22 protein-coding genes are annotated in these 24,403 nt (G+C 67.4%); 3 read left to right on the top strand and 19 right to left on the bottom strand.

Annotation, left to right across the window (positions count from 1 at the left end; translation table 11 throughout):
• Positions 1-3 precede the first annotated feature (3 nt).
• From DIZ27_RS32275 to DIZ27_RS32265, 3 genes are all read right to left on the bottom strand, one after another.
• Positions 4-1,254, bottom strand: coding sequence for a sugar ABC transporter permease (locus DIZ27_RS32275; RefSeq protein WP_109381968.1), 1,251 nt, complete (start codon positions 1,252-1,254; stop codon positions 4-6).
• The gene (locus DIZ27_RS32270; protein WP_258308638.1) at positions 1,251-2,012 is read right to left on the bottom strand and encodes an ATP-binding cassette domain-containing protein; all 762 of its coding nucleotides are present in this window, start codon (positions 2,010-2,012) and stop codon (positions 1,251-1,253) included. Before DIZ27_RS32270 ends, DIZ27_RS32275 begins: the two co-directional genes overlap by 4 nt.
• Positions 2,013-2,125: 113 nt before the next feature.
• Entirely contained in the window at positions 2,126-3,184 is a 1,059-nt protein-coding gene (locus DIZ27_RS32265) for a sugar ABC transporter substrate-binding protein (RefSeq protein ID WP_109381991.1), read from the bottom strand.
• Between the two features lie 287 nt (positions 3,185-3,471).
• On the opposite strand from DIZ27_RS32265, the gene DIZ27_RS32260 reads away from it, so the two are divergent.
• On the top strand, positions 3,472-4,290 hold the full coding sequence (locus DIZ27_RS32260) for a DeoR/GlpR family DNA-binding transcription regulator (RefSeq protein ID WP_109381966.1): 819 nt from the start codon (positions 3,472-3,474) through the stop codon (positions 4,288-4,290).
• Here DIZ27_RS32260 and DIZ27_RS48885 read toward each other — a convergent pair.
• The 14 genes from DIZ27_RS48885 to cysD form a co-directional block, all read right to left on the bottom strand.
• Positions 4,193-4,609, bottom strand: a complete 417-nt coding sequence (locus DIZ27_RS48885; protein ID WP_375232026.1) for a transposase — start codon at positions 4,607-4,609, stop codon at positions 4,193-4,195. The two genes, DIZ27_RS32260 and DIZ27_RS48885, sit on opposite strands and share 98 nt — an antisense overlap.
• Positions 4,610-5,104: 495 nt before the next feature.
• On the bottom strand, positions 5,105-6,316 hold the full coding sequence (locus tag DIZ27_RS32250; RefSeq protein ID WP_109381964.1) for a DUF1214 domain-containing protein: 1,212 nt from the start codon (positions 6,314-6,316) through the stop codon (positions 5,105-5,107).
• A gap of 55 nt (positions 6,317-6,371) precedes the next feature.
• Entirely contained in the window at positions 6,372-7,592 is a 1,221-nt protein-coding gene (locus DIZ27_RS32245) for an MFS transporter (RefSeq protein WP_219933671.1), read from the bottom strand.
• 130 nt (positions 7,593-7,722) lie between these two features.
• Positions 7,723-8,751 (bottom strand): LLM class flavin-dependent oxidoreductase, encoded by a 1,029-nt coding sequence (locus tag DIZ27_RS32240; protein WP_109381962.1) that lies wholly within the window; start codon positions 8,749-8,751, stop codon positions 7,723-7,725.
• 67 nt (positions 8,752-8,818) lie between these two features.
• Entirely contained in the window at positions 8,819-9,907 is a 1,089-nt protein-coding gene (locus DIZ27_RS32235; protein WP_109381961.1) for a zinc-binding dehydrogenase, read from the bottom strand.
• 119 nt (positions 9,908-10,026) lie between these two features.
• The gene (locus DIZ27_RS32230; protein WP_181383783.1) at positions 10,027-11,667 is read right to left on the bottom strand and encodes an FAD-dependent oxidoreductase; all 1,641 of its coding nucleotides are present in this window, start codon (positions 11,665-11,667) and stop codon (positions 10,027-10,029) included.
• An 82-nt stretch (positions 11,668-11,749) separates the two neighbouring features.
• Positions 11,750-13,402 carry a PEP-utilizing enzyme gene (locus DIZ27_RS48525; RefSeq protein WP_309074935.1) on the bottom strand — a complete coding sequence of 551 codons (1,653 nt, stop codon included), beginning with the start codon at positions 13,400-13,402 and terminating at the stop codon, positions 11,750-11,752.
• Between the two features lie 502 nt (positions 13,403-13,904).
• The gene (locus tag DIZ27_RS32220) at positions 13,905-14,336 is read right to left on the bottom strand and encodes a nuclear transport factor 2 family protein (protein ID WP_109381958.1); all 432 of its coding nucleotides are present in this window, start codon (positions 14,334-14,336) and stop codon (positions 13,905-13,907) included.
• Between the two features lie 53 nt (positions 14,337-14,389).
• Positions 14,390-15,577 carry a cytochrome P450 gene (locus tag DIZ27_RS32215; protein ID WP_109381957.1) on the bottom strand — a complete coding sequence of 396 codons (1,188 nt, stop codon included), beginning with the start codon at positions 15,575-15,577 and terminating at the stop codon, positions 14,390-14,392.
• A complete protein-coding gene (locus tag DIZ27_RS32210) occupies positions 15,574-16,893 on the bottom strand; it encodes a cytochrome P450 (RefSeq protein ID WP_109381956.1) in 1,320 nt (439 codons plus the stop codon). The genes DIZ27_RS32215 and DIZ27_RS32210 overlap by 4 nt, the downstream gene beginning before the upstream one ends.
• A gap of 42 nt (positions 16,894-16,935) precedes the next feature.
• Positions 16,936-17,139 carry a hypothetical protein gene (locus tag DIZ27_RS32205; protein ID WP_109381955.1) on the bottom strand — a complete coding sequence of 68 codons (204 nt, stop codon included), beginning with the start codon at positions 17,137-17,139 and terminating at the stop codon, positions 16,936-16,938.
• Between the two features lie 39 nt (positions 17,140-17,178).
• The gene (locus tag DIZ27_RS32200; protein WP_109381954.1) at positions 17,179-17,910 is read right to left on the bottom strand and encodes a 3'(2'),5'-bisphosphate nucleotidase CysQ; all 732 of its coding nucleotides are present in this window, start codon (positions 17,908-17,910) and stop codon (positions 17,179-17,181) included.
• Positions 17,907-19,760 carry an adenylyl-sulfate kinase gene (gene cysC, locus DIZ27_RS32195; RefSeq protein ID WP_109381953.1) on the bottom strand — a complete coding sequence of 618 codons (1,854 nt, stop codon included), beginning with the start codon at positions 19,758-19,760 and terminating at the stop codon, positions 17,907-17,909. The genes DIZ27_RS32200 and cysC overlap by 4 nt, the downstream gene beginning before the upstream one ends.
• Positions 19,760-20,710, bottom strand: coding sequence for a sulfate adenylyltransferase subunit CysD (gene cysD / locus DIZ27_RS32190; protein ID WP_109381952.1), 951 nt, complete (start codon positions 20,708-20,710; stop codon positions 19,760-19,762). Before cysD ends, cysC begins: the two co-directional genes overlap by 1 nt.
• Positions 20,711-21,802: 1,092 nt before the next feature.
• Here cysD and DIZ27_RS32185 point away from each other — a divergent pair.
• Positions 21,803-22,984 carry a sulfotransferase gene (locus tag DIZ27_RS32185; RefSeq protein ID WP_109381951.1) on the top strand — a complete coding sequence of 394 codons (1,182 nt, stop codon included), beginning with the start codon at positions 21,803-21,805 and terminating at the stop codon, positions 22,982-22,984.
• Between the two features lie 171 nt (positions 22,985-23,155).
• On the opposite strand, the gene DIZ27_RS32180 is transcribed toward DIZ27_RS32185, so the two are convergent.
• Positions 23,156-23,344, bottom strand: coding sequence for a ferredoxin (locus DIZ27_RS32180; protein ID WP_109381950.1), 189 nt, complete (start codon positions 23,342-23,344; stop codon positions 23,156-23,158).
• A 220-nt stretch (positions 23,345-23,564) separates the two neighbouring features.
• Here DIZ27_RS32180 and DIZ27_RS32175 point away from each other — a divergent pair, with 220 nt between their 5' ends.
• Complete coding sequence (locus DIZ27_RS32175) at positions 23,565-23,882, top strand: LLM class flavin-dependent oxidoreductase (RefSeq protein ID WP_109381949.1); 318 nt, start codon at positions 23,565-23,567, stop codon at positions 23,880-23,882.
• Positions 23,883-23,991: 109 nt separating this feature from the next.
• On the opposite strand, the gene DIZ27_RS32170 is transcribed toward DIZ27_RS32175, so the two are convergent.
• On the bottom strand, positions 23,992-24,403 hold a 412-nt coding region (locus DIZ27_RS32170; RefSeq protein WP_181383782.1), incomplete at its 5' end, for a transposase.

Raw genomic sequence — 24,403 nt, 5'->3', positions numbered from 1 at the left:
CCCTCAGCCCCTTCCGTGTGCCTGCCGGGAGCGGCGGGCGGCGGAGTCCAGGGCGACGGCGACCAGCAGCACGCAGCCCGTGATGACGAAGCGGTACGAGGAATCGAGATTGAGCAGGGTGAGCCCGCTGGAGATCGACTGGATGACGAGGACGCCGAGCAGGGCGGCGAAGGCGGAACCACGGCCACCGAAGAGGCTGGTCCCGCCGATCACCGCGGCGGCGATGGCGTTGAGGTTCACGTCCGCGGTGCCGGTGCTCTGGTTGGCCGCCGCGAGACGGGCGGCGGCCAGGACCCCACCGGTCGCGGCGAGTGTGGAACACATGACGAAGGCCGTGGTGTACACGGCGCGTACGTCGATCCCGGCCCTGCGGGCCGCCTCCGCGTTGCCGCCCACCGCGTACAGGGACCGGCCGAGTCGGGTCCGGGTGAGGACGTAGTGCAGGACCAGGACCAGGGCGACGAAGAGCACGAACATCCACGGCACACCGCGGGTGCGGTTCAGGTAGTGCACCGCGAACAGCAGCGCCGCCGCCAGTGCGAGGGACTGCGCCGTCAGCCACCGCGGCGAGACGGACGACAGCCCGGCACGGCGGCGACTGCGGGCACGGGCCAGACCGACGGCGAGGAAGCCGCCGGCCGCCAGGAGCATGAAGGCGTAGGCCAGCGCATCAGGGACGAACCACACCTGGGCGAACTTCACCAGGGCGGAGTCGTACGGCAGGTTGATGGCGTTCTGGCCGCGCAGGAGCCAGAGTTGGGCGCCGAGGAAAGCCAGCAGGCCGCCCAGGGTGGCGACGAAGCTGGGCACACCGAAGCGGTTGAGCACCTGTCCGTAGAGCCAGCCGCTCAGCGCGCCGACGCCGGCCGCCACCAGGACCGCCAGCCACACCGACTGCTCGTGACGGACCATCACCACGCCCGTGGTCGCGGCGGCGACACCGCTCATGGAGCCGACCGACAGGTCGATCTGGCCGACCAGCAGGACGCACACGATGCCGAGCGCGATCACCCCCAGGGACACCATGTCGAAGGCCAGGTTCACCAGGTTGGTGCTGGACAGGAAGGTCCGGTTCAGCGACTGGAAGATCGTCCAGATCACCACGACACCGGCGACGACCGGCAGCATGCCCAGGTCGCCGTGCCGGGCCCGGCGGACCGCACCGCGGACGCTGTCGCGGAAACCGTGCCGTGCCGCCGGAGGCTCGTCCTGCCGGTCGTGGGCCGCCGCCACCGGAGAACCGAGCGAGGTCACGGTTGTTCCTCCTCTTCCCGAGAGACGGTCGCGCGGCGCGCGGCACGCTGCGAAACGGCGTTGTCGGCGGCGCCGGTGATCGCGGCGACGACCTCTTCGGAGGAGACCTCCCGGGCGTCGAACACACCGTTGTTGCGGCCGAGCCGGAGCACGGCGACCCGGTCGGCGACCGCCCGGACGTCCTCCATGTTGTGGCTGATCATGACGACGCCGAGCCCGTTGCTCTTCAGCCGCTCGATGAGGTTGAGCACCTCGGCGGTCTGCGCGACACCGAGGGCGGCCGTCGGTTCGTCGAGCAGGACGACCTCCGGCCGGCCGAGCAGAGCCCGGGCGATCGCCACCGTCTGCCGTTGGCCGCCCGAGAGAGCGGCCACCGGGACGTCGAGCGTGGGAATCCTGGCCCGCAGCTCACGCAGCAGTTCCCGGGACCGCTTCTCCATGGCGACGTCGTCCAGCATCCAGGGCCGGAGCTCCCGGCCGAGGAAGAGGTTCGCCTTGACGTCGAGGTTCTCGCACAGTGCCAGGTCCTGGTAGACCGTGGCGATGCCCAGCGCGTGCGCGGCGCTCGGAGAATCGAACGAGACCTCCCTGCCGTGGAAGGAGACCGTGCCCGCGTCGGGGGCGTACACCCCCGACAGGATCTTCACGAGGGTGGACTTGCCGGCGCCGTTGTCCCCGACCACGGCGACCACCTCACCGGCCGTGACATCGAGGTCGATCCCGCTGAGCGCGGCGACCGCGCCGAACTGCTTGCTCATACCCCTCAGCGACAGCACGCCGGTCCCGTCGCCTCCGGAGGGCGTGACGGGGGCCGTTCCGGGAACCGCGGAGCCTGCCATGGGCACCCTCTCTCACTCGGGACAGGACACCGCTACTCGATGCCCAGACGCCGGCAGTCGTCGACGTACGGGCGGGTGCAGACGTCCTCGGCCTTGAGCACCCCATCGGGGCCGAAGACGACCTCCTTGAGGTTCTCCCGCGTCACCACCGTCGGTTCGAACAGCTGCGAAGGCGTGCCGAAGAGCGTCGAGTCCGCCTCGGGCGTCTCACCCTCCATCAGCTGGTGGGCGGCCTCCGCCGCCGCCTCCGCGACCGTCTTGATGGGCTTGGAGATGGTGTTGTACTGGTCGCCCGAGACGACGCGCTGGACCGCCGCCAACTCGGCGTCGTTGCCGGTGACCGGAGGGACCTTCACCTCGGCGCCCTTGAAGGCCGCGATCGCCCCGCCCCCGGTACCGTCGTTGGCGGCCACCACACCGGCGATCCGACCGGGGTACTGGGCGATCTGCCCGCTCACCCACTGCTGCGCCTTCTCCGGTGACCAGTCCGGGGTGTCGTACTCGGCGAGCAGGTCGAACCCGCTGTCGTCGACAGCCTTGTGGATGCCCTTCTTGATCAGCCCGGCAGCGGCGTCGGTCGGAGAGCCGTTGACCTGGAGCAGCCCGCCCTTCGCTCCCGTCTCCTTGAGATGGTCGACCAGCGACCGGCCGATGGATTCGCCGATCGCCTCGTTGTCGAACGAGATGTAGAAGTCCGCGGGCTTCTTGGACACCGGGCGGTCATAGGCGATCACCTTGACGCCCTGGGAATGTGCCGTCTGCACAAGGGTGGACGCCGAGTCGGAGTCGACCGGGTCCAGCACGATGACCTTGGCGCCCTGCGCCATCGCGGAGTTGGCCTGCTGCTGTTGCAACGACGCGTCGCTGTCGGCGTTCTGGTAGATGACCTTGCACTCCTGGCAGAGCGCACGCATGCGCTTCTTGAACAGTGGGGCGTCGTACTGCTCGTACCGGGTGGAGGCGAGGTCGGGCATCAGGAAGGCGACCTTGCCCACGCCGCCGGAGCCGGTCGTGGCGGGTTCCTCCGCGCACGATACGAGCGTGCCCACGGCGAGGATCCCGATGAGAGCAAGACGTGCCGGTCTTCTCATGTCGACTCCCTGCTCGTGGACACCGAGGGCAACGTTCAGGAAACTCAGATGTTTCATTTGCGTCAACAGACCGCAGTAATTGAACAATTGCCGGGCTGTTTCTCCACCTTTCGATGTTCGCTCGGCGTGCGGGGCCCGGGATGCGGAGTCCGGCCGATGGGCATCGTTCCGAAACGCGGCGACGGCGTCGGCAGGTGCGCGGGCGGCCTCTCCGGAAGGAGTGACGAACGAGGTAAAGGGGGCAGGTCCGGAGATGTTCACTTCACAGAAAATGAACAGGAGCTTCCATGGGAGCAGAGGACCGGCAGCCGGCCGACACGAGCGGCAGGAAACCCCGCGAACGGAGGGAGCGGATCAAAGGCCGCGTAGTGGACAGGGGATTCGTCCGGATCGATCAGCTGGCCGACGAGCTGGGCGTGACCACCATGACCATCCGCCGGGACCTCGACTACCTGCAGGACCGGGGCTGGCTGAGAAAGGTCCGCGGGGGCGCGACCGCTCAGCCTTCGACCGCCTTCCACGGCGACGTCCGCCACCGAGCCCGTGCCATGACGGCGGAGAAGGACGCCATCGCCCGCGCTGCCCTGCCTCTGGTCAAGCCCGGGCAAGCGGTCGTCATCGACGACAGTACGACGGCTCTGGCGCTCACCCGTCTCCTGGGCCGGCACGCCCCGTTGACCGTCATCACCAACTTCGGCCCCGTCACCCAGACACTGGCTGACAACCCGGGCATCGAGCTCATCTCCTTGGGCGGCACCTACTACCCCGCCTACGACGCCTTCCTCGGCCTGCGCACCGTGGACGCCGTGACCAGTCTCAGCGCCGACACGCTCTTCGCCTCCACGACCGCCATCACCCGTGGCCACTGCTACCACCAGTCGCAGGAGACGGTGGCGGTGAAGCGGGCCCTGATGGATGCCTGTGCACGCAAGGTCCTTCTGGTCGACCACACGAAGTTCCGCCGCCGCGGCCTCTACCAGCTGGCCCCCGTGACCGCCTTCGACCTCGTCATCGTCGACTCCGGCATCCCGGCTTCCCACCTCGACGCCCTCCAGGCCGACGGCGTCGAGGTCCTCGTGGCCCGCCCGGAACAGCCGCGGCCGTAGCCGACGTCCGGCACCGGCATCGGTACTGGCACCGGACTGCCTCATGCGATTTTGCGAGCTCACCCGGGGTCTGCGACCGCTCGTGGCGGTTGTCGTCAGCTGCTGTCATCGGATCCCCTGCCGGTCTGGGCGGGCCTGGACAGCGCGCAGCAGGTGGTGGGCGCGGGTAAGCAGGCGGCGACCGCTTCGCGGTCTGCGCGGCCTCGCACAAGATCCACCGAAGCCAGTCCGAGCCCTGTTCGGAGATGTGCCCGTGCCGCACGGCCAGGTCCGAGGCGCGGACGGTGGGCCCCAACCCGCACCAGCCACCTGTCAGCACTTCGCCCCGCCGGACAGCACTCGGCGGGGCGACGCAAGAGCCCGCGTTCGCCAACGGCGTCCCTGTTGAAGGGGGCGGGCCCTCGCGTGTGAGACGGGCAGAGCGGAAGACCGAGCCTGGGCGGGGGTTGAAGGCGTCCGACCTGAAGTTCGAGGCGGGGGCCGCGAATCCGAGGTGGTCGCGACCGTCAGCACCACCGATGCGCAGACCCAGCAGGTCCTCATAGGTCCACAGCGTGGGGCTCGCAGCGGCGATTGACCAAGACGAGGACGGCGACCAGGGACTCACGGTGCCGTCCTGGCTGATCCTCCACGACAGCCGCGGTCTCACCGAAGTGCAGACGAGCCGGCTGCGCAGCCTTCCGGTTGTTCGAGGTCATGACGTTGGTTCGCGGCCGGTTTTCCTTTCGAAATCCGTCCATCACATGAACGCCGCCCCAATGAGGCGCAACTGGGGCGGCGTTCAGGCTTTCAGCGGTCGGCCTGCGGCGTCATGTCAGCGCAGGATGATCGAGTTTGTGGCGGCGCGGCGGTACTCCAGCGCCTTGCGGCGATCCTCCGGGGTGACCACCGTGGTGTCCTTGGGCAGGTGGTCCATGAGCTCGGACACCTTCACCCGCTTCATCACCGGCGGCTTGGTGGCGTTCTTGCTGCGGTAGTTGCGGGTCACGATGGTCCCCTCGGTGTTGCCCTGAGGGTCCAGCCAGTTGGCCAGGCCGGGGTCCTCCAGCGCGACCACCGCCCGGACCTTGCCGTCGGAGTCGACGGCCGCCCGGGTCATGTTGAGGTCGACCTGCCGGTTGATGTAGTCCAGGGGGCGGGACCACACGTCGCCCAGCTGGAACGACCAATAGGAGGAGTCCGGGACTTCCCACTCCACGATCAGCGCCTCATCGGGGGCGATCTCGTACACCCCGGGCACATAGGTCGTCGAGCGGCTGCCGATCAGTGAGGTGGCCACCTCGGCCCCCGGCATGGAGGCCGCGGCGTTCTTCTTGCCGTCCGCGCGCTGGATGTAGAGGTCGTACAGGCCGATGGTGAAGACCAGCACCAGGTATTTCAGATAGCTCGCGGCGTCCACGATGGACTCGGCGGCCCGTTGCTCGGGATCGTCGTCTTCGATGTGCGGACCCACCGCCTCGATCGACAGGTCGCCCAGGTCGTCGTTCCAGTCGCCCACGATCCGGCGCACCAGCAGGAAGTTGGACGGCGAATCCCCGTCCAGCCTGATCCAGTTGCCCGGGTGCTCTTGCGCGCTGATCGTCACCTCGAACGACCCGTCGGCGCCGAGTTCGAACTGCTGCTGGAAGTCGTAGTTGCCTATCTCCTCCGAGTCCGGGGTCCCCAGCAGCCGATTGTGGACCTGCAGCAGGAACAGCTTGGTCTGGCCGACGTCGCCCCGCAGACGGTAGGTCTGCCGGCCGTCCAGGCAGAAGCCGCCGTACTTGAAGTCCTGGATCGGCTGGCCCAGGGCGAAGACGTGGTCGTGCCACGTGGTGTGCGAGAAGAACCTCGGGGACCCGATGTGGTGCCTCGGCGCGACCGCGAAGTTGTAGGCCATCGCCTGAGCCTCGAGCAGGCTCGTGTAGGCGCCGGGCCGGTACTTGGGGCAGGACCGGAAACGTTCGGTGGCCTCTATCGCCTTTCTCATCTCCTCGGCCGTGGCGTGCCATTTCCCCCATGCGGCGGCCAGCGAAGCAGTACCCATACCAAACTCCTCGGATCTCAAATTGTTGGGCGATGAAGTGACTATCGGTTCTCTGTCAGCCTGTGACGTGCGCCGCGTCCCGTTCCGGGTTCACCATGAGCAGCGCGGCGATGCTCGCGACCAGCGCCATCACCCCGAAGATCTGGAAGGCGAAGGCGTATCCGGCCGCGGGATCGCCGAAGCTGTCGACGATGGCCCCGGTCAAGAGCGGCCCGACGAGGCCGCCCAAGTACATGGCCCCCATGAAGCACCCCAGGGCACCCGCCAGGTACTGCGGGGGACACAGCTGGGACATTGCCGCCAGGTAGTTCGGCAGCACGATTGATGCCAGGCCGTACCCCATGGAGACGACGGCCACCGCGAGCGCGGGCGCGCCGACATAGGGCAGCACGGCAAAGGCGAGCCCGGCTACGAGCAGGCCCGCACCGGGCATCACGCCACGGGCCACACGTGAAGAGGTACCGCGACCGAGCATGCGGTCGCCTGCGAACGTCGAAAGAAGCGCGAAGATGAGGCTGGCCAGGCTCGGCAGGCCGATCATCAGTCCGGCCTGCTTACGCGTATAGCCCAGTCCGACCTCGAAGTACGACGGCAGCCAGGTGACGATGACGGACAGCAGGACGTACATCGCGATGACGGCCGCCGTGGCACCCAGGAACGTGCGTGAGGTGAAGATCTTGATCCAGGTCGCCTTGTCGGTGGGGACGGCGTCCGCAGCCTGGTCCGAGGCCGCCTCCGGCCGGTTCTCCCTGTAGTACGGCCCGCCGCGCCACACCAGCAGCCACAGGATGCTCCATGCCAGGCCAACGACGGCCAGCAGGAGGAACGCGGCGCGCCATCCCCACGCTGCCACCATGAGCACCATCACGGGTGCCACCGAGACCTGGGCCACCGTAGTGCCGACGTTGAGCGAGGCGCTCGGAAGCCCGCGCTTTTCGGGCGGGTGCCAGGAGTAGAGGGCGCTGAAGACCAGCGCCCCAGTCGGTCCTTCGGAGAGCCCGAGCAGGACACGGCTCACCAGCAACACGCCGAACGTGGGCACGACCAGCATGGGCACCATGGACACGGCCCAGCACAGGGCCAGCAGCCCGAGCCCCCACCGCAGGGACAGCCACTTGTTCAGAAAACCGGAGAACCAACTGGCGATGGCGAAGGCCAGGAAGAACAGGCTGCCGGCCATGCCGATCTGGGACGCTGACAGACCGAATTCCTCGGACAAGGGCTGGGCGACGATGCCAAGGATGGCCTTGTCCGCCCAGTTGACGATCGTCAGCACCACCAGCAGTCCTGTGAAGCCCCAGGCCGTGGCACGCGATTCCTTCGCTTGCCGGGTTCCGGGGATCGCCGTATCGCTCACGGACACTGCACATATCCCTTCGATGAGGCGGAGGTTTCGCCGACCGACCTCACGCGGTCACGGCCAACCGTCTGCGTAGGCCTTCCGCCTCCACCTGCGGCAGGACGCGGTCGGCAAGGAGTTCGAGGCTCTGCCAGGAAAGCTCCGGCGGCAGCCCGCCCAGCAGTGGGTGGAGCCGCAGCTCGTAGTCCGGATCCAGGTCTCGGCAGCGCCTGAGGCACTCCTCCGGTGTGATCACCCACATGTTCGGGTCGGCCTTGAGGTCGTCGATGCTCTCCATCGACTGCCAGTAGCCGTTCACCTGGACGTTGCCCCGCTCGCGGCCCCACTGCGCGTAGAGGTTGCTCGCGTGCATGAGGTGGGGGGCCAGCTGAGCCCAGGACCGCTCCGGGTCTTCAGTGATGTGGACAAAGGCGGGCCCGTGCTGCGGGAAGCGCTCGGGAGCCGGGCGGCCGAGCCGCTCGCACTCGCCCTCGAAGTAGCGGTAGAGCTCTTCGGTGGCCGGCCGGTATCCCAGGCCGAGCCGGGCGGCGCGTCGTGCCGAGGGCTTGGCGTTGCCCCCGATGTAGATGGTCGGGCCGCCTGGGGTGGCGGGCTTGGGCGTCACCCGGACGGCCCTGCCCTCGTACTCGAACTCCTCACCCGTCCAAGCCTGGCGCAGCACCTCCAGGTGCATTTCGAAGACCTCGGCGCGCTTGGGGTAGTCCACCCCGAACATCTCGAACTCATGGGGTCGGTAGCCGATGCCGGCTGTGATCAGGATGCGTCCTGGGCCGGCGATCAGCTCCAGCACCGCCAAGTCCTCTGCGAGCCGCAGCGGGTGATGCATCGTGATGCACAGAGCCGAGAAATGCAGCTGGATGTTCTTGGTGCAGCCGGCGATCGCCGACGCCAGAACGACGGGGGAGGGGCAGTAGTTGTCCTCGGCGCCGTGATGCTCGGCCAGGTAGACGGTCTCGATGCCCCGCTCGTCGGCCCACCTGCACTGCTCCACCGCCGCCGCGTAAAGGGCGCCGGGCGATGCGGACGAGGGTCCCAGATCCGGAGCACGCATGTCATAACGCAGCCCGATTTTCATGTGATGGCAAACCTCCTTGGGTTGATGACGCATACGCGTTTGTTGAACGCGGGAGCGGACACCGCGGTCAAGACCGCGGGGGCAGACGAGGATCGACCAGCACCTTGATGTCGCGCGCCGTGCCGTCCACCATCTCCTGCAACACCTCGCCCAGCTGGTCGAGCGCGATCGTGCGCGTGTGCAGGGGCTCGGCGAGCAGCCGACCGGCCGCCATGTACTCCGCGGTGCGCTCGATGTCGCTGCGCGCGTAACCGGCCGCCGCGACGACCGAGACTTCCTTGGCGAGCCAGAGCCTGGGGGCGATCGTCGCCGCCGGCGCATCGCCGAGAATCACGACGGTGCCGCCCGGTCGTATGAGGTCGACGGCTCGCTGGACCGCGGTGCCCTCGCCCACGCAGTCGAACACGACGTCGGCCCCGCCTTGGTCGATGACGCGGAGGAAGTCCGAGTCGTCCGGGGCCGCGACGAGGTCCGCGTGCAGCTTCTCCGCCATGGCGCGGCGTTCTTCCAACGGTTCCACCACGATGGTCCTGGCGGCCCCCGCCACCCGAGCCCACTGGAGCGTGAACAGCCCGATCGGGCCGGCGCCCAGCACCACCACCGTGTCACCAAGGGAGACCCCACCGCGTGAGACACCGTGCAGGGCGACTGCCGCAGGCTCGACCATCGCGGCCGCGACGTCCGAAAGACCCGGCGGGACCGGCAGCACCCGGTAGTCCGCGACGGTGATGGAGCGGGCGAAGCCCCCGTACGGCGGCGCAAGCCGATCACGGCCTCTGGCCACCGTCATGACCGCCTCGCAGAAATGCGCCCGCCCGGCCCGACACGCCGCGCAATCCCCGCAGGGCTCGGGAACGGCGATGACGACCTTCTGGCCGGGCACCAGGCCCTGGGTCTCGCCGCCCACCGCCGAGACGAGGCCCACCCACTCGTGCCCGCACAGGCTCGGCCCGTGTCCCCCGCCGGAGCGATATCCCTTGACCTCGGCGACACAGAGGCCGCACAGGCTGATGTCGACACGGACCTGCCGTGGCCCCGGGTCGCGGACCTCGAAGTCGACCAGCTCGAATTCTCCAGGCCCCGTAACCAGCCCGGCCCGCACGACGTCGCCTTCTGCGGCCGTGGGCGCCTGCCCGGGATCATGGTCGTCGAACATGTTGCCTCCATTCGTTCCTGCGGCGGGAAACGCCGCCGCTCCGCCCTCCGACGTCAGCCTCCCGGCGTTCCCTGCCACGTGCGCCAGGCGCCTTCCACGGCCCCCGATCCCTGGGTGCCTCAGGCCGCCATGACGTCGAGGGCTGCCAGATAACCGAGCAGGAGCCCGCGGGCGTTGCCGATACCGCTCTGATAACCGGTGACGTCCGTCCGGGCCGCGGCGTTGCCGGCGGCGTAGAGGCGCGGGATCGCCTCGCCCCGCGCGCTCTGCACCCGCCCTCCGGCGTCGACCTTCAGGCCTGCGGTGGCCAGTGACGTGCCGACCGGGGTGAGGGGAATGGCCCAGAAAGGCGGCTTGGCCAACGGGCCGAGGCAGGGGTTGGGCTGAATACGGGAGTCGCCGACGAAACGCCGACTCCAGGGCAGCTCACCGCGCCCGAAGTCCTCGTCCCGCCCGCGCGCGCAGAAGCCGTTGAATCTCTCGACCGTGGCCATCAGGCCGTCGGAGTCGATACCGGCGGCCTTCGCGAGCGACGCCAAGTCGTCGGCCACCGTGGCGAGCCCCTCTGGCAGAGGCTCACCGGGTGGCAGGGTCTGCAGCCCATAGGTGGGCAGGTAGGTGCTGTCGAACACCAGCCAGGCCGGCTGGTTCGGCCTGCGCTGCTCGACGCCGTCATAATGGGCGAAGGCCCCGTTGACGTCGTGGTAGAACGACTCGTCGGCGAAGCGCTGACCCGCGGAGTTGACGATGATGCCGCCCGGCTTGGCACCGGCAAGCCCCTGGAACATGGGAAGCCCGTTGTGCTCCTGGCCGGGAATGGCGAAGCCCAGGTTCAGCGGAGTGGACTCCGGCCGCGCCGAGGCAACCATGGCCCCCACTTCGGTGGCCATCGTGATGTGATCGCCCTCGACGGTGGTGGGCGCCATGCTCTCCAGGCGCGGAAGGTGCTCGAAGGAGCGCACGAATTCCAAGTTCCAGTCGTAGCCGCCGGTGGCCAGCAGCACCGCCCGCGTACGCAGCACCTGAGTGCCTTCCGCGGTCTCGACCTCCACGCCCGCGATCCGCCCGTTCTCCCGGATCAATCGCACGGCCCGGGTCCGCGTACGCATCTCGATGCCGCGCTCGGCCGCCGCGAGCACCAGGCTGGCAGACAGCGCCGCTCCCGCGCACAGCTCGTCACGGGCGATGCGCCCCTCCGCCGCGGCAGCGATCTTGGCGGGGTCGCCGGCCGCCGCGACGAGGTCAGGTGTGCCCACCCTGTCCATACCGAACGGCGAAGGGCCCACGAAACGCTCGCGCAGCTCTCCCAACCTGGACGCCCTGAAGGGCGCGACCTCCACATAACGGCCTTCCGCCTTGGAACCCGGGGCCTTGGGGAAGAAGTAGTCGGGGTAGTTCCGCACCACCATGAACTCGACGCCGGCCTTCTCGCGGAGGAACTCGATGACCTCGTTGCCCCGCTCGGCGTAGGAGCGCTGCAGTTTTTCGTCCGCGAGCCCGGACGACAGGAAACCCAGGTAGGCGATGGTGTCCTCGATACTGTCGTCGATCCCGGCCTCCTGCTCCAGCCGGGTCGCGCCCAGCCAGACCTGGCCTTGCGACAGCGCCGTGACGCCGCCGAGGCAGCTGTCCTTCTCGATCACCAGGGCGCGTCCCCCGTGTTCGGCGACCGTGATGGCGGCGGTCAGCCCGCCGGCCCCCGAACCGACGGCGATGAGATCGAACGAGGGGTGCAACTTCGCCGACTCACTGGATTGCACAGCGATTCCTTTCTCTGGCCGAACCCACGGTGGCCTTCGGCTGCCTTTTGGCCGAGCCGTGCTCGGTCCCTGAGGGAAGGCTTCAGTGCACCGTCACGGTGCCGGCGGTGCCGTCCACGGTGATCACGGTTCCGGTCTTGATCCGCTTGGTGGCCTGCTCGACGGCCAGCACGGCGGGGATGCCCAGCTCGCGGCTGATGATCGCAGCGTGGCTGAGCGGCGAGCCGACGTTGACCACGACGGCCGAGCAGGAGGTGAACAGCGGGGTCCAGCCGGGGTCGGTCTCGGGGGCGACCAGGATCTCGCCCGGTTCCAGTTCGGTTGCCTCCGAGGGATCGTCGATCACCCGCGCGATGCCCGTCGCGGACCCCGAGCAGGCCCCCAGGCCGGTCAGGATCTCGCCCGGCTGCACCGGCGGCAGCGCCGAGGGCGCCGACCGACGCGGCCACTCGGCGGCCGGCGGGACCTGATCGGTGACCACCACGAAGGGCGGCTCGAGGCTCTCCAGCTGCTTCATCCACTCCTTACGCTCAGGGATGCGCTTGATCACGGCATCGGGGTCGCCGAGCATCTCCTCGACCTCGCCGAGGCGGAGCAGGGACAGGTCCTCGATCGACTCCAGGTGACCCGAATCGGTGAATCTGCGGCCGAGCTCCCGCAGCGGCAGTCGGCACTCGTGCAGGGCGCGGATGAAGTTGGTCTTGCTCAGCTCGCGTGCGGGCATCCACACCGACATCGTCCGCAGCGCGACTTCGAGTTTCTCGAGTTGCTCAGGCCGGTCGGCCAGACGCTCGCGGAGCTGGGCGGTGAGAGCCTCCCGCTCCTCACGCACCCGCGGGGCCGTCCGCCGCGGGTCCTTGTCCTCCGGTAGCAGGCGCAGCCGGTCGGTCAAACCGAGCGCGATCTCCGGATGGGTCTCCCACGTGGGCGGGAACACGTCCCACTCCTGTGTGGAACGCGAACCGAACTCCAGCAGGAAGTCCTCAAACGCCTTGACGAACCGCTGTGAAACCTCGTCCGTCCTGTCGTGCAGCCGCTCATGGAGGCCGTTCACGCCGCTGTCGAAATCTGCCGTCAGCTCGGGAGAGCCCGCCACGATCCGGCCGAGCTCCCACAGGCCCACCGCGGGGGCAGCCGATGCGACCCCGCCCCAACCGCCCATCAGTCGCACCGCCAGGGTGGGGTCCTCAAAGGGAGCGAGCGCCTCCTCCAGGAGGCCCGTGACCATGGAGGACTCGTACATCATCAGCATGTGCTTGCGCAGTAGCTCCGCAGCGTGCTCGTCCCAGACTTTCGAGGAGTACGCCAGCAGTTCGGAGTTGCTCAGCGCCGAGTAGTCCGGACGCCGGGCCCGCAGCGCGGTTGTCGACTCGGCATCCTCGTCGAGGTCAGGGCGCGACTGCGTGCTGAAGACGCGCTCGATGCTTTTCACAATGCGCTCGGTGTACTGCGGCGCGTCGTCCCCGGGCTGCGCCTCGTAGGGCGGCGCCCCCTTGCTGTCGCCGACGTACGTCCGGTCCATCAGCTCTGGGCTGGCGCCAGGCATCCGTGCGCCGAAAACCCGCTGGATCGACAGATTCATGTAGATGTACCCGTGCACGATGCCCAGGATGTCGAGGTCGTCCGAACGGAACTCGCTCTCGTCGAAGGCGCCGAAGTCGACCAATGCCTTGCGCCACGCGATCTCCGATCGCCAGCCGCTGATGGCGGTCTGCTGCAACGGTGAGGCAACCATGCCGGCAACCTCTCCCGCGTTTCCGCGGGTGTACACCGGGAAACGCGGGCTCAGTCCGTTGTCGACCACCCACGGACGGCGGATATCAACCATTTTCCGGCCTCTTCCTTGCCGACCTGCCGACGCTTCCGCGCTGTAGGAGCGGGCGCCGAACCGGTAAGCCGCTCTGTATCGCAGGTCGCAATGTATTTTTAGACGCGATTATTTGTCAATAGAGCATTTGGGGCTCGAAGCGCAGTGGCTGGGCGGCTCCTCGGAAGCAATGCGCTGGCGAGGGTGGGCGAAGGGGAGCGTGCAGTTAGCCCGTTTACCGGTGAAAGCCCTGCTGATAGCGGGTGCCGTTCGGGTGTTGGGATGTGGGACCGCGCCATCGAATGGATGTCATGGATATAGTCAACTCGGCGAGTAAACTTCTCCTGACCTCATGGCGAGAACGGCGTACCACTGCGCTGTGGCCGGGGCCGGCGCCGCCTCGAACCGGTCCCGGTCGCGTGGGAAGGGGTCACTCGGAGGCGGTCGAGAAGAAGTCCACCATCGCCTTGGTGTCCTTGTAGTAGACGTCGATTTCCGTGATCTTCCCGTCCACCAGCCGGTAGACCTCGACCATCGGGACGCTCAGGGTCGCACCGGTCGACTTCAACGTGAAGTTGGCCGTTTGCCTGCTGAGGACGTAGCCATTGCCGCCGTCGAACACCTCGATGTCACTGGGGGAGAGCTCGGTGATCGAGCCGATGGTGTCCATCAGCAGCCGCAGTCCCTCCTTGCCGTTCCAGTCGCCGCCGTAGGGCAGGCTGCCGGCCTCACGGACGACGATGTCCTCCTGGAACATGTCCGGCCGCTCGGTCGGCCCCATGTCTGCCAGTTCTCCCTTCATGCCCTCATCGGCCAGCAGGCCCAGATTGGCCTTGATGATGTCCGCGTCCTTTGAGCTCATGTTCCTGCCTCTTTCCTGTTCGACGGTGGGCCAGCCCGCGACAACCGCCCGGCCTACCCGGCGACCGGGTCGAATCCGAGCACCAGCCTGGTTGGGGTGAGCACTGCTCCGGCCTCGTACGCGGGACCGGCGTCGGGGCCTTCCCAACGCAGATTGGTGATGTGCTTGAACAGTTCGTCGAAGGCGATCTCGATCTGGATGCGGGCCAGCGTGGCGCCGACGCAACGGTGGATGCCGAAGCCGAAGGCCAGGTGTCCGCCCCCGTTCCCAGTGAAGTCGAGCCGGTCGGCGTCCGGGAACCTGCTCTTGTCCCGGTTGGCGGAGGCGTACAGCAGCATCACGATGTCCCCGGCCTTCAGGGAGGCTCCCCCCAAGGTGCAGTCCTTGGTGACCTGGCGCCGCAGCGCCAGCACCGGGGACTCGAACCGCAGGAACTCGTCAAGGTCACTGCGGATCCAGTCGGGGTTGCGCAGCCTGCCTTCCAGCTCGGGATGCCGGGCCACGTTCGCGGCGATGTTGGAGATCGCGCCGCGGGTGGTGTCCAGGCCCCCGATGAACAGCACGGTGACCACCCCGATGCGCTCCTCGACCGTCAGGGGACGGCCGTCCACTTCACCCCGCGCGATCGCGGAGATCAGGTCGTCGCGGTCGTCGGCCGGGTCCTGCCGTTCGGTCATGTACTCGGCGGCGAGCGCCGCGACGGCCTGGTACGCCTCCGGGCTGTTCTCCCTGGCCACCTTCTCCACCGCGGCGACCGCCCGCGCCATCCGCTCCTTGTCGTCCTCGTCGAACACGATCTTCGCCGCGGTCGCCGAGGTGAACGGGATGGCGAACTCGCTGATGAATTCGCATCGGCCCCTGTCTGCGAAGGCCGCTATCGCCTCGCGCGCGATCTCCCGCATCACGGGTTCGTGCTTACGCAGGTAGGGGCGTGTGAAGTAGCGATTCAGCAGCTTCCGGAAGTGGCCGTGAAGCGGGGGATCCACATCCAGCGGAGGCAGCGGAACCGGGCTCGGCCGCGGGGACGACTCCACCGACGAGAAGGTGTCCGGGTCCGAGAGCACCTTCTTGACGTGTTCATAGCGTGTGACGAGGTGGAGGCCGCCATCGGCGGAGCTGTGCGCCACGGGGCATTTGTCGCGGGCGTACTCCATCACCTCCCACCTTCTGCTGAAGTGCTCGTCGTTGAAGATGTCGAAGTGCTGGAGCAGCTGGGCCAGGTCCTCGTTGGTGTCCTTCACTTTCGCGCCTGCCCGGGCCGGAAGGTCATGGGAAGGGACCGCGGACCGCGGAGGATGAAGCTGTTGTGGTAGGACACGTTTTCCGGCTCCGTCGCCAAGGCGATGTCGTCCAGGCGCTTCAGCAGGGTCCTGATCGCGATGTTCGCTTCCTTGCGTGCGAGGTTGGCGCCCAGGCAGACGTGCTCCCCTCGGCCGAACGCCAGGTGGTGTCCACGCGAGTCGTCCAGCTCGATCCTTTCCGGGTCCGGGAAGACCGAGGCATCATGGTTGCCGGACCCGTAGACCAGATAGAGCATGCTGTCGGCAGGGATCGCCTGGCCACCGACCTTGCAGTCGACCGTGGCGGTGCGGAACATGCCCTGGGTCGGGGCCTCCAGCCGCAGGCACTCCTCGACGAGCGTGGGGATCAGGGACGGGTCGGCCTTGGCACGCGCCGTGAGCTCCCGGTCGCGAAGCAGGTGGAGCATCGTGCTGCCGATCAGGTTGGTCGTTGTCTCGTTGCCCCCGACCAGGAACTGCACGAGCATTTGCAGCAACTCGTCCTGGGTGAGCGGCTGTTCCCCTTCCAGGCGCGCCTCCAGCAGGTGGGTCAGCAGGTCGTCGGCCGGCTCGGCACGCCGCCGGTCCAACTGCTCCGAGAAGTAGTCGTAGAACTCATCGACCGACTGGAACAGATCGATGATCTCCTGCCTGGACAGGTTCAGTGCCCCCACGCCTTGGGTGAAGGCGCCTGACCAGCGCTTGAAGGTGTGCATCAGGCTCGGAGGAACGCCCAGAATGGTGGCGATGACGGTCATGGGCAGCGGCAGGGCGAAGTCGCCGATGAACTCCACCTGTCCCTCGGCCACGAATGCGTCGATGAGGTCGTCGGTGACCTGCTGGATCTGCGGCTCCATCTGGGCCACCCGGCGGGGGGCGAAGGCGGTGCTGACCAGCCCCCGCTGTCGCTTGTGCGCCGGCGGGTCGCTGTTGAGCAGCACTGGCGACTGGCTGAGCCGCAGGCGCCGCTCGGCCTGCCGCCGGGTCCTTTCGGGGAACTCAGAGCTTTCTGCGATGTGTCTGGCCAGCGAGGTGACCGAACTCGGGCCACTGGCGGCCTTGCTGGAGAAGGTGGCGGGATCGCGGAGTACCTCGCGTATGTCCGCGTACCGGCTGACCACCCATGCGTTCAGTCGGCTGCTCCAGGTCACTGGATGTTCCGAGCGCAGGTCGGAATAGGCTGCGAACGGGCATCGGACGCTGTCGGGTTCAATCGCCAGGAGTCTGCCGAACCGCGACTCGGGGGAGATGTCGTCGTGCTGTGCTACCTGTTTCATAGGGGAGATCCCTGTCTTGTGAACTCACGGATGAGTTCGGACTCAGTGGACGGTGACGGTCCCGGCGGTGCCGCCGACGGTGATCAGCGTGCCGTTACTGATGCGCTTGGTGTGTTCGGGCGTGTCGCCCTCGGGCTGCGGTACGTATGGGGGTGCGGCGGTGCTCTCACCCACGGGGGCACGGTCCATCAGCTCGGGCGTGGCGCCCGGCATGTGGGTGTCGAAGACGCCGGGCTGCGGCGGCATCTGCGAACAGCTTGCTGTCCGCAGATGCCGGGCGATGTCTCAGCGGGTGAGGGCAAGGACCGCGTCGGCGTGTTCGGGGCGGCAGATGAGCAGGTCGGGCAGGAGCGGATCGGGCCGGTTGTAGCTCAGCGGTGAACCATCGATGCGTGACGTGTGCAGGCCGGCGGCGCGCGCCACCGCCACGGGGGCGGCGGAATCCCACTCGTACTGTCCGCCCGCGTGCACGTACACGTCCGCAAGTCCTTGCACCACCGCCATCGCTTTGGCACCTGCTGAACCCATCTCCATAAGGGTGCCGCCGAGGTGGTCACAGACGTTCACGGCAATCGCGGGTGGCCGCGTGCGGGACACGACCACCCTGGGCGCACGCGGTGCGGGGGGCGGCGCGGACACCGACGGGGTGGCCGGCGTGAGGCCTTGGGCGGGCAGCGCCACCGCGCCGGCGACGAGCTCGCCGGCCTGCCACAGCGCCACGTGCACCGCCCAGTCGGTGCGGTCGGGCTCGGCGAACTCCCGGGTGCCGTCGAGCGGGTCGACGATCCACACCCGCTCGGCCGCCAGCCGCGCCGGGTCGTCCACGCCCTCCTCCGAGAGCACCGCATCGCCAGGCCGATGCGTCGTCAGCGCCGACAAGAGGAACTCATGAGAACGCTTGTCGCCGGCGGCACGCCGCTCGTTCGCCGTGGCCTCGGCCAGCTCACGGCGGATCTCAAGCAGCAGATGCCCGGCCTGGGTGGCGAGGTCCGCGGCCAGATGCTGATCGTTCGTCATCGGCTCACCAGCCCGATCACCTGGTCGGCCATGGCCTCGGGCCCGGAGCCGGGCACCAGGCGCAGTTCGGGATCCTGCGGCGCCTCGTAAGGACTGTCGACGCCGGTGAACCCGACGATCTCGCCGGCCCGCGCTCTTGCGTACAGACCCTTGGGGTCGCGTTCCTCGCAGGTGGTCAGTGGGGTGTCGACGAATACCTCGTAGAACTCCAGCCCAGCCTCGGCGTGCACCCGCCGCGCCAGCTCGCGGTGCTCCCGCAACGGGCTGATCGCCGGAACCAGCACGACGATCCCGGCGTCCGCCAGTAGCACCGAGGCGTGCGCGAGGCGGCGGATGTTCTCCGTCCGGTCGGCCATATCGAACCCCAGGTCAGCGTTCAGGCCGTGGCGCAGGTTGTCACCGTCGAGTACGTAGGCGGGCCGGCCGTCGGCCAGCAGCTTGCGCTCGGCGTGCACCGAGATGGTGGACTTGCCCGAGCCGGACAGGCCGGTGAGCCAGACGGCCGCCCCACGGGTGAGGCGGTCCCGGGCGCTGACCAGGGAGGGGGAGCGGACAGTGTTGGGGCTGGCCGTCTTGGCCACAGGATCGTGGTCGGGTGTTTCCGGCAACACCATCCCGGCGGCGACCGTGTTGTTGGTGACCGGGTCGATCAGGATGAACGAGCCGGTGGTGGGGTTGCGGTGGTATTCGTCGACCAGCAGCGGTGTCTGGGTGCGCAACCGGATGCGGCCGATCTCGTTGAGTTCCAGCGCGGTCACGCCGGGCTCGCGGTGGAGGGTGTTGATGTCGAGCCGATACTCCAGCGTGCTGATGTGCGCGCGGGTGGTACGCGTGGTGTGTTTGATCAGGTACTGCTCGCCCTCGCGCAGGGTGGCGGCGTCGGCCATCCAGCAGACCATGGCTTCAACGTCCTGCGTGAGGCGCGGCTTGTTGCCTGGGCGGGCCAGCATGTCGCCGCGGGACAGGTCGATGTCGTCAGCGAGGCTGATCGACACGGACATCGGGGGAAAGGCCTCCTCCACCGGCCTTGAGGGACCATGAATGGCGGTGATACGGGTGGGCTTGCCCGACGGCAGGGCCACGAGCTCATCACCCGGACGCAAGACGCCGCTGGCCACGGTGCCGGCGTAACTGCGATGGTCATGGTGCTCGGCGGTGTACGGCCGGATCACGTACTGCACCGGGAAGCGGACGTCGGTCAGATTGCGATCGCTGTCGATGTACACCTCCTCCAGGTGCGACAGCAGCGTGGGCCCGTCATACCAGGGCATATTGTCAGAGCGCGTGACGACGTGGTCGCCATGCAACGCCGAGATCGGGATCGTGGCCACGTCGGGAAGGTTCAGCCGGGCGGCGAAGGCGTGGAACTCGGCGCGGATCTGTTCGAATCGCTGCTGATCCCAGCCGATCAGGTCCATCTTGTTGATGGCGAGCACGATGTGGCGGATGCCCAGCAGTGACGACAGGAAGGCGTGCCGGCGGGACTGCTCCAGCAGCCCGTTGCGGGCGTCGACCAGCACGATGGCCAGGTGGGCAGTAGAGGCGCCGGTCACCATGTTGCGGGTGTACTCGGCGTGTCCCGGGGTGTCGGCGATGATGAACTTGCGCTTGGGGGTGGCGAAGTAGCGATAGGCCACATCGATCGTTATGCCCTGTTCTCGCTCGGCGCGCAGCCCGTCGGTGAGCAGGGCGAGATCGACGTAGTCGTGACCGCGTTCGGCGGAGGTGCGTTCCACTGAGGCCCACTGATCTTCCAGCACGCCCTTGGAGTCATACAGCAGCCGGCCGATCAGGGTCGACTTGCCGTCGTCCACTGAGCCGGCGGTCGCCAGGCGCAAAAACGTTGCCATCAGAAGTAGCCCTCCCGCTTGCGGTCTTCCATGCCGGCCTCGGAGATGCGATCGTCCGCGCGGGTGGCGCCCCGTTCGGTCAGCCGGGTCGCCGCGGTCTCCCTGATCACCTCATCGACGGAGTCGGCGGTGGACTCCACGCACCCGGTGCACGTGACGTCACCGATGGTGCGGAAGCGGACCGTCGCCTCGAAGACCTCCTCATCAGGGGCCGGCTGCATGTGCCGGTGCACCGCCAGCAACATCCCGTCGCGGCGGAACACCGGCCGCGTGTGCGCGTAGTAGAGCGAGGGCAGCTCGATTCCCTCATCCGCGATGTAGGACCAGATGTCGAGCTCGGTCCAGTTCGACAGTGGAAACACCCGAATGTGCTCACCCTTGCGGTGCCGCCCGTTGTACAGCGCCCACAACTCTGGGCGCTGGTTCTTGGGATTCCACTGGCCGAACTCGTCACGGAAGCTGAACACACGTTCCTTGGCCCGGGCCTTTTCTTCGTCGCGTCGTCCGCCGCCGAAGGCCGCGTCGAACTGGTTCTCCCGGATGCCGCGCAGCAGGGTCACCGTCTGCAGGGGATTGCGTGAGGGTCCGGTCTCCACCAGGCGGCCGGCGTCGATGTCGTCCTGTACCGAGGCGACCGCCAGGCGGACCCCGACCTGGGCAACCAGGCGGTCGCGGAACTCGATGACCTCGTCGAAGTTGTGCCCGGTGTCCACATGCATCACGGGGAAGGGCAGCCGGCTGGGCCGGAACGCTTTGATCGCCAGATGAAGCATGACGATGGAGTCCTTGCCGCCGGAAAACAGCAGCACCGGACGTTCGAATTCGGCCGCGACCTCGCGGATGATGTGGATCGCCTCGGCCTCCAGGGCCCGTAGGTGACTGAGTTCGTAGCGGGCGGCAGACCCTTCGTCAGAACGCCCGAGTCCGGTGAATACGCCGGTTGAGGTCATTTCCCGCCTCCCGATGCCCATAGGCAGAATTTCCATGCGACGTTCATAAGGCTCCCAAAGGGTGAGAATTCCTGTAAAAATCGCGCAGAATATCGAGTGTGCGACCTGGCCCTTTTCTCGTTGGTCACCTACACCGCTCGGCGGAGCACGGCCATGTAGGTGGCGCGAGCCATCGAGGCAGCCCCTTGTCAAGGTTTCGAGGCGGGGCGCTTGTCCCAAGTTCTGAGGGAATTTCGGAGGGTGGCGGCATCTCATGGAGATGTGAACCGGCGGGTGCCAAGTGAATGACGTTGTGGCAGCCCCGGATTTGCGGCATGGGAACAACCTCCTCGGCCGGCGGCGATGCGGTGCCCAGGTGCTGGGCCATGAGAGGCCATTTATCTAGCGGCAGACTGTAGGAGGTTAGAGTAGTTGAGGCAAGACCTTGAGCAAAAGGTGTTCTGCTCTGGGGGGCCGGTGTGGGTGTTGCGGCACCTCTTCTGTGTGTCGCTAGACCTCTTCCATAAGATCAACATTGGGTTGACCTGGCTGTTCGCGATTGCCGGGCTAGGGGATGGCGGTTGGGTCGCGCGGAAGCGCTGGTGTGCCTGAGGTCCCGCGCTGGCGCTGCCCTAAGAGATCGCTGTCAAGACTATTGCCCTCCCTATTGTCTATAGCTAAGGTAAGCCCACCTTGCCCCCGCTAGGGCAGCGGTTCGCCAGTCCGTCATCGGAGACAGGGATAGGTGGATCACGGCGTTGGACGGAGTGGAAGGCGGGTTCGCCGGCACCTTGCAGGACGAAAACCCGGAGTGGCGACCGGTCCCCGGGCAGTTCCGTGACTCTTCCCGTGGTGAGCTTCATCTGCGTCGCCCGAGCGCGTCGACCGAAAAATCGGTTGGCGGCGTTCCCGTGTCTGGTTTCTGACGGAGCTGCCGAGCGATGCGTCGGCAACGCAGACGGAGGGAACCGTCTTTCGCCCCCTCCCCCTGAGGCGATACGTAATCGAGGAGGTTCAACCGTGCCATCCCCCGGATCCCAAGACCGCCGTGCTGCTTGGAACCCCCCGCCCAGACCCGAGTGGGTCCGCCGGATCAACGAAGAAGGCTCCTTCATGGACATCAAGGGCCTTGTGCCGCTTGATGAGCATTCGCTGATCAACACGGCCAAGGCCAACACGGGCCTGGACGACTTCGGAGACGACTCATGGTACGAGCCGTTCAAGGTCCTGGTCCGGGCGCTGAACGAGGAGGCGCAACTCAACCTCATGGGTCGGTTGATGACCCGTTCGGACCTACTGCTGTTCCTTGAGGCCCGGTTGAACCTCGAGGAGACGTACAAGCGAAACCCGGAGATCGAGGACGAGCAGATCGAGAAGCCCCTGATCATCGTCGGGCAGGGGCGCAGCGGAACCACCTTCCTGCAGAACATGCTCGCCGCAGATCCGAACAACGGCACGATCACGAACTGGGAGGTGATGTTCCCCTGCCCGCCGCCCGAGAAGACGACGTACCAGGGTGATCCCAGGATCCAGAAGGCCGACCGCCTGATCACGCAATGGAACCGGGTGACCCCGGAGATCGAGTCGATGCACGAGTTCGCGGGCCCCCTGCCGACCGAGAACATCCACCTGCACTGCCTCGCGTTCCGGTCGCCGGGCTGGCTGACCCTGCTCGGCCAGATCCCGAGCTACGTCCAGTACATGCGTACGCAGGATGCCGCGCTGCCCTACGAGTACGAGAAGCGGGTTCTGAAGCTGCTGCAGTGGAAGAACCCCCGCAGGCAGTGGGTCCTCAAGAGCCCGTACACCCTCACGCAGATGCCCGACGTTCTGCGCGTCTATCCGGACGCATGCTTCATATGGACGCACCGCGACCCCGTCCGGTCGCTCGCCTCCGTGGTGAATCTGATCGGAACGTTCTACTGGATGCGTACCGACCACCCGTTCACCGCCGACTCCCTGACTCAGCTCACCAATGCGGAGCTCTCGGCGGGGATGCTGGGCCTGCCGATCGAGTGGCTGGAGAACGGATCGCTGCCACGATCACAGCTGTTCAACATCCAGTACCAGGACTTCGTCAGGGACCCGATCGGCACCGCAGAGCAGATCTACCGTGCGTTCGACATCGAGCTGACCCCGGCTGGTCGGCAGGCGATGCAGACGCATGTCAGCGAGAACGTTCGGTCCAACCGGCCGGCCCACCGGTACGAGTTCGGTTCGGAGGAGCTTGTGAGCCGAGAACGCGCTGCGTTCAAGCGTTATCAGGAGTACTTCCAGGTTCCCGACGAAGTGTGAGACGTGGTCCGCCGGGATGGCACCGTGGCACCGGTGTCGTCCTGGTGAACCGCCCCACTCGTTGCTCCGGAGCTCCGAGGTCGGTCTTGCTCAACTCGCGCGCGGGCAACCGCACAGCCACCGCGGCGAGGTGAGGCGGTCGCTGCCGTCCGGATCCGTGAAGGGAGGAGGCTAATCGACCACTTCGATCGACTCGGTCGGGCAGTCGTCAACGGCATCCCGTACGTCCTGCTCAAGTCGCTCCGGAACCGTGTCGACCATGACCAGGACGGTCCCGTCGCCCTCCATCCGGAACACCTCGGGAACGTTGGCCTCGCAAAGGCCACAGCCTTCGCAGATGTCTTTGACGATGACGCGCACAGGCGGCCTCCTCGCCCTCGTGGCTGCCCGAGCCTAGCTGTCAAGTCGCGCACTAGATAGCCTATGGATAGACTTTTTAACCTGTTGGCGCCCTGGACGGCTCGGCCGCCGGTGGGGGTCCACGCCGTTCGGCGGCTTGTGATGCGCCGACCTGGCCGGGCGGACCGGCAGTCGGTCCGCTGCCGGTCAAGGGTGCAACGACGACGACTGGAGCGACATCGTGACCACGTTCGGAATCTCCCTGCTCCGCGTCGCCCCTCGTCAGTGGATCGAAGTGGCGCAGGAGGCGGAGCGGTTGGGTTTTGAGTCCGTGTGGATGTCGGAGCACCTGGTGCTGCCCATCGACATGGACCCGTCGAACTACCCGGACGGCAAGCTGCCCATCCGGCCGGGCACTCCGCTCTTCGACGTGATGGTGTACTTGGCTGCCATCGCCGCCGGCACCACGACTCTCCGGTTGGGCACGTTCATCTATCAACTGGGCCTTAGCCTCGATCCACCGACGTGCTCTGAAGGTGATCTCTTGATCGTTTTGTGAGCTGGTTTCGGTCGGTGATCGTGGATGGGCAGGTTGTTTCTGCTGGTCTGCCCAGCTTTTCCACGGTGCGGTTCCGGTCGAGCCCTGGCGGGCGGGGTGGGCAGGGGGATCAGGCCAGTGCGGGTGGGTCGTGGACGGTGTCGAAGAGGTGTGTCCAGGCTTGCTCCCAGGGCCAGTTGCAGGGCAGGTGCAGGGTGATGCGTCGTGCGGATCGCGCGATCCGGGCCGGGACCTGGACCAGGTGGGCCCGGAGGGTGGCCGTGGTGGCCTTGGCGTGGAACGCGGAGGCCAGGGAACCTGCGGCCCGCAGCAGGTTGTAGGCCATCGCCCACAGGGTCAGCCAGGCCGCGTTGGCGTGGAAGTGCCCGGACGGCAGATGGGCCAGGGCCCCGGCCTTGCTGTCCGCGATGACCTGCTCGACCACGGCGTGATGGCGGTGTTCCCGCTCGGCCTGCAGGGTTGCGGCGGGCTGGTCGGTGAAGAAGGGGTGGTAGCGSCAGACGGGAAACAGCTCGCCCTGC

Source organism: Streptomyces sp. NWU339 (genome assembly GCF_003143855.1).
In the GTDB taxonomy this organism is placed as follows: domain Bacteria; phylum Actinomycetota; class Actinomycetes; order Streptomycetales; family Streptomycetaceae; genus Streptomyces.
This window is presented reverse-complemented; position numbering and strand designations above follow the sequence as displayed.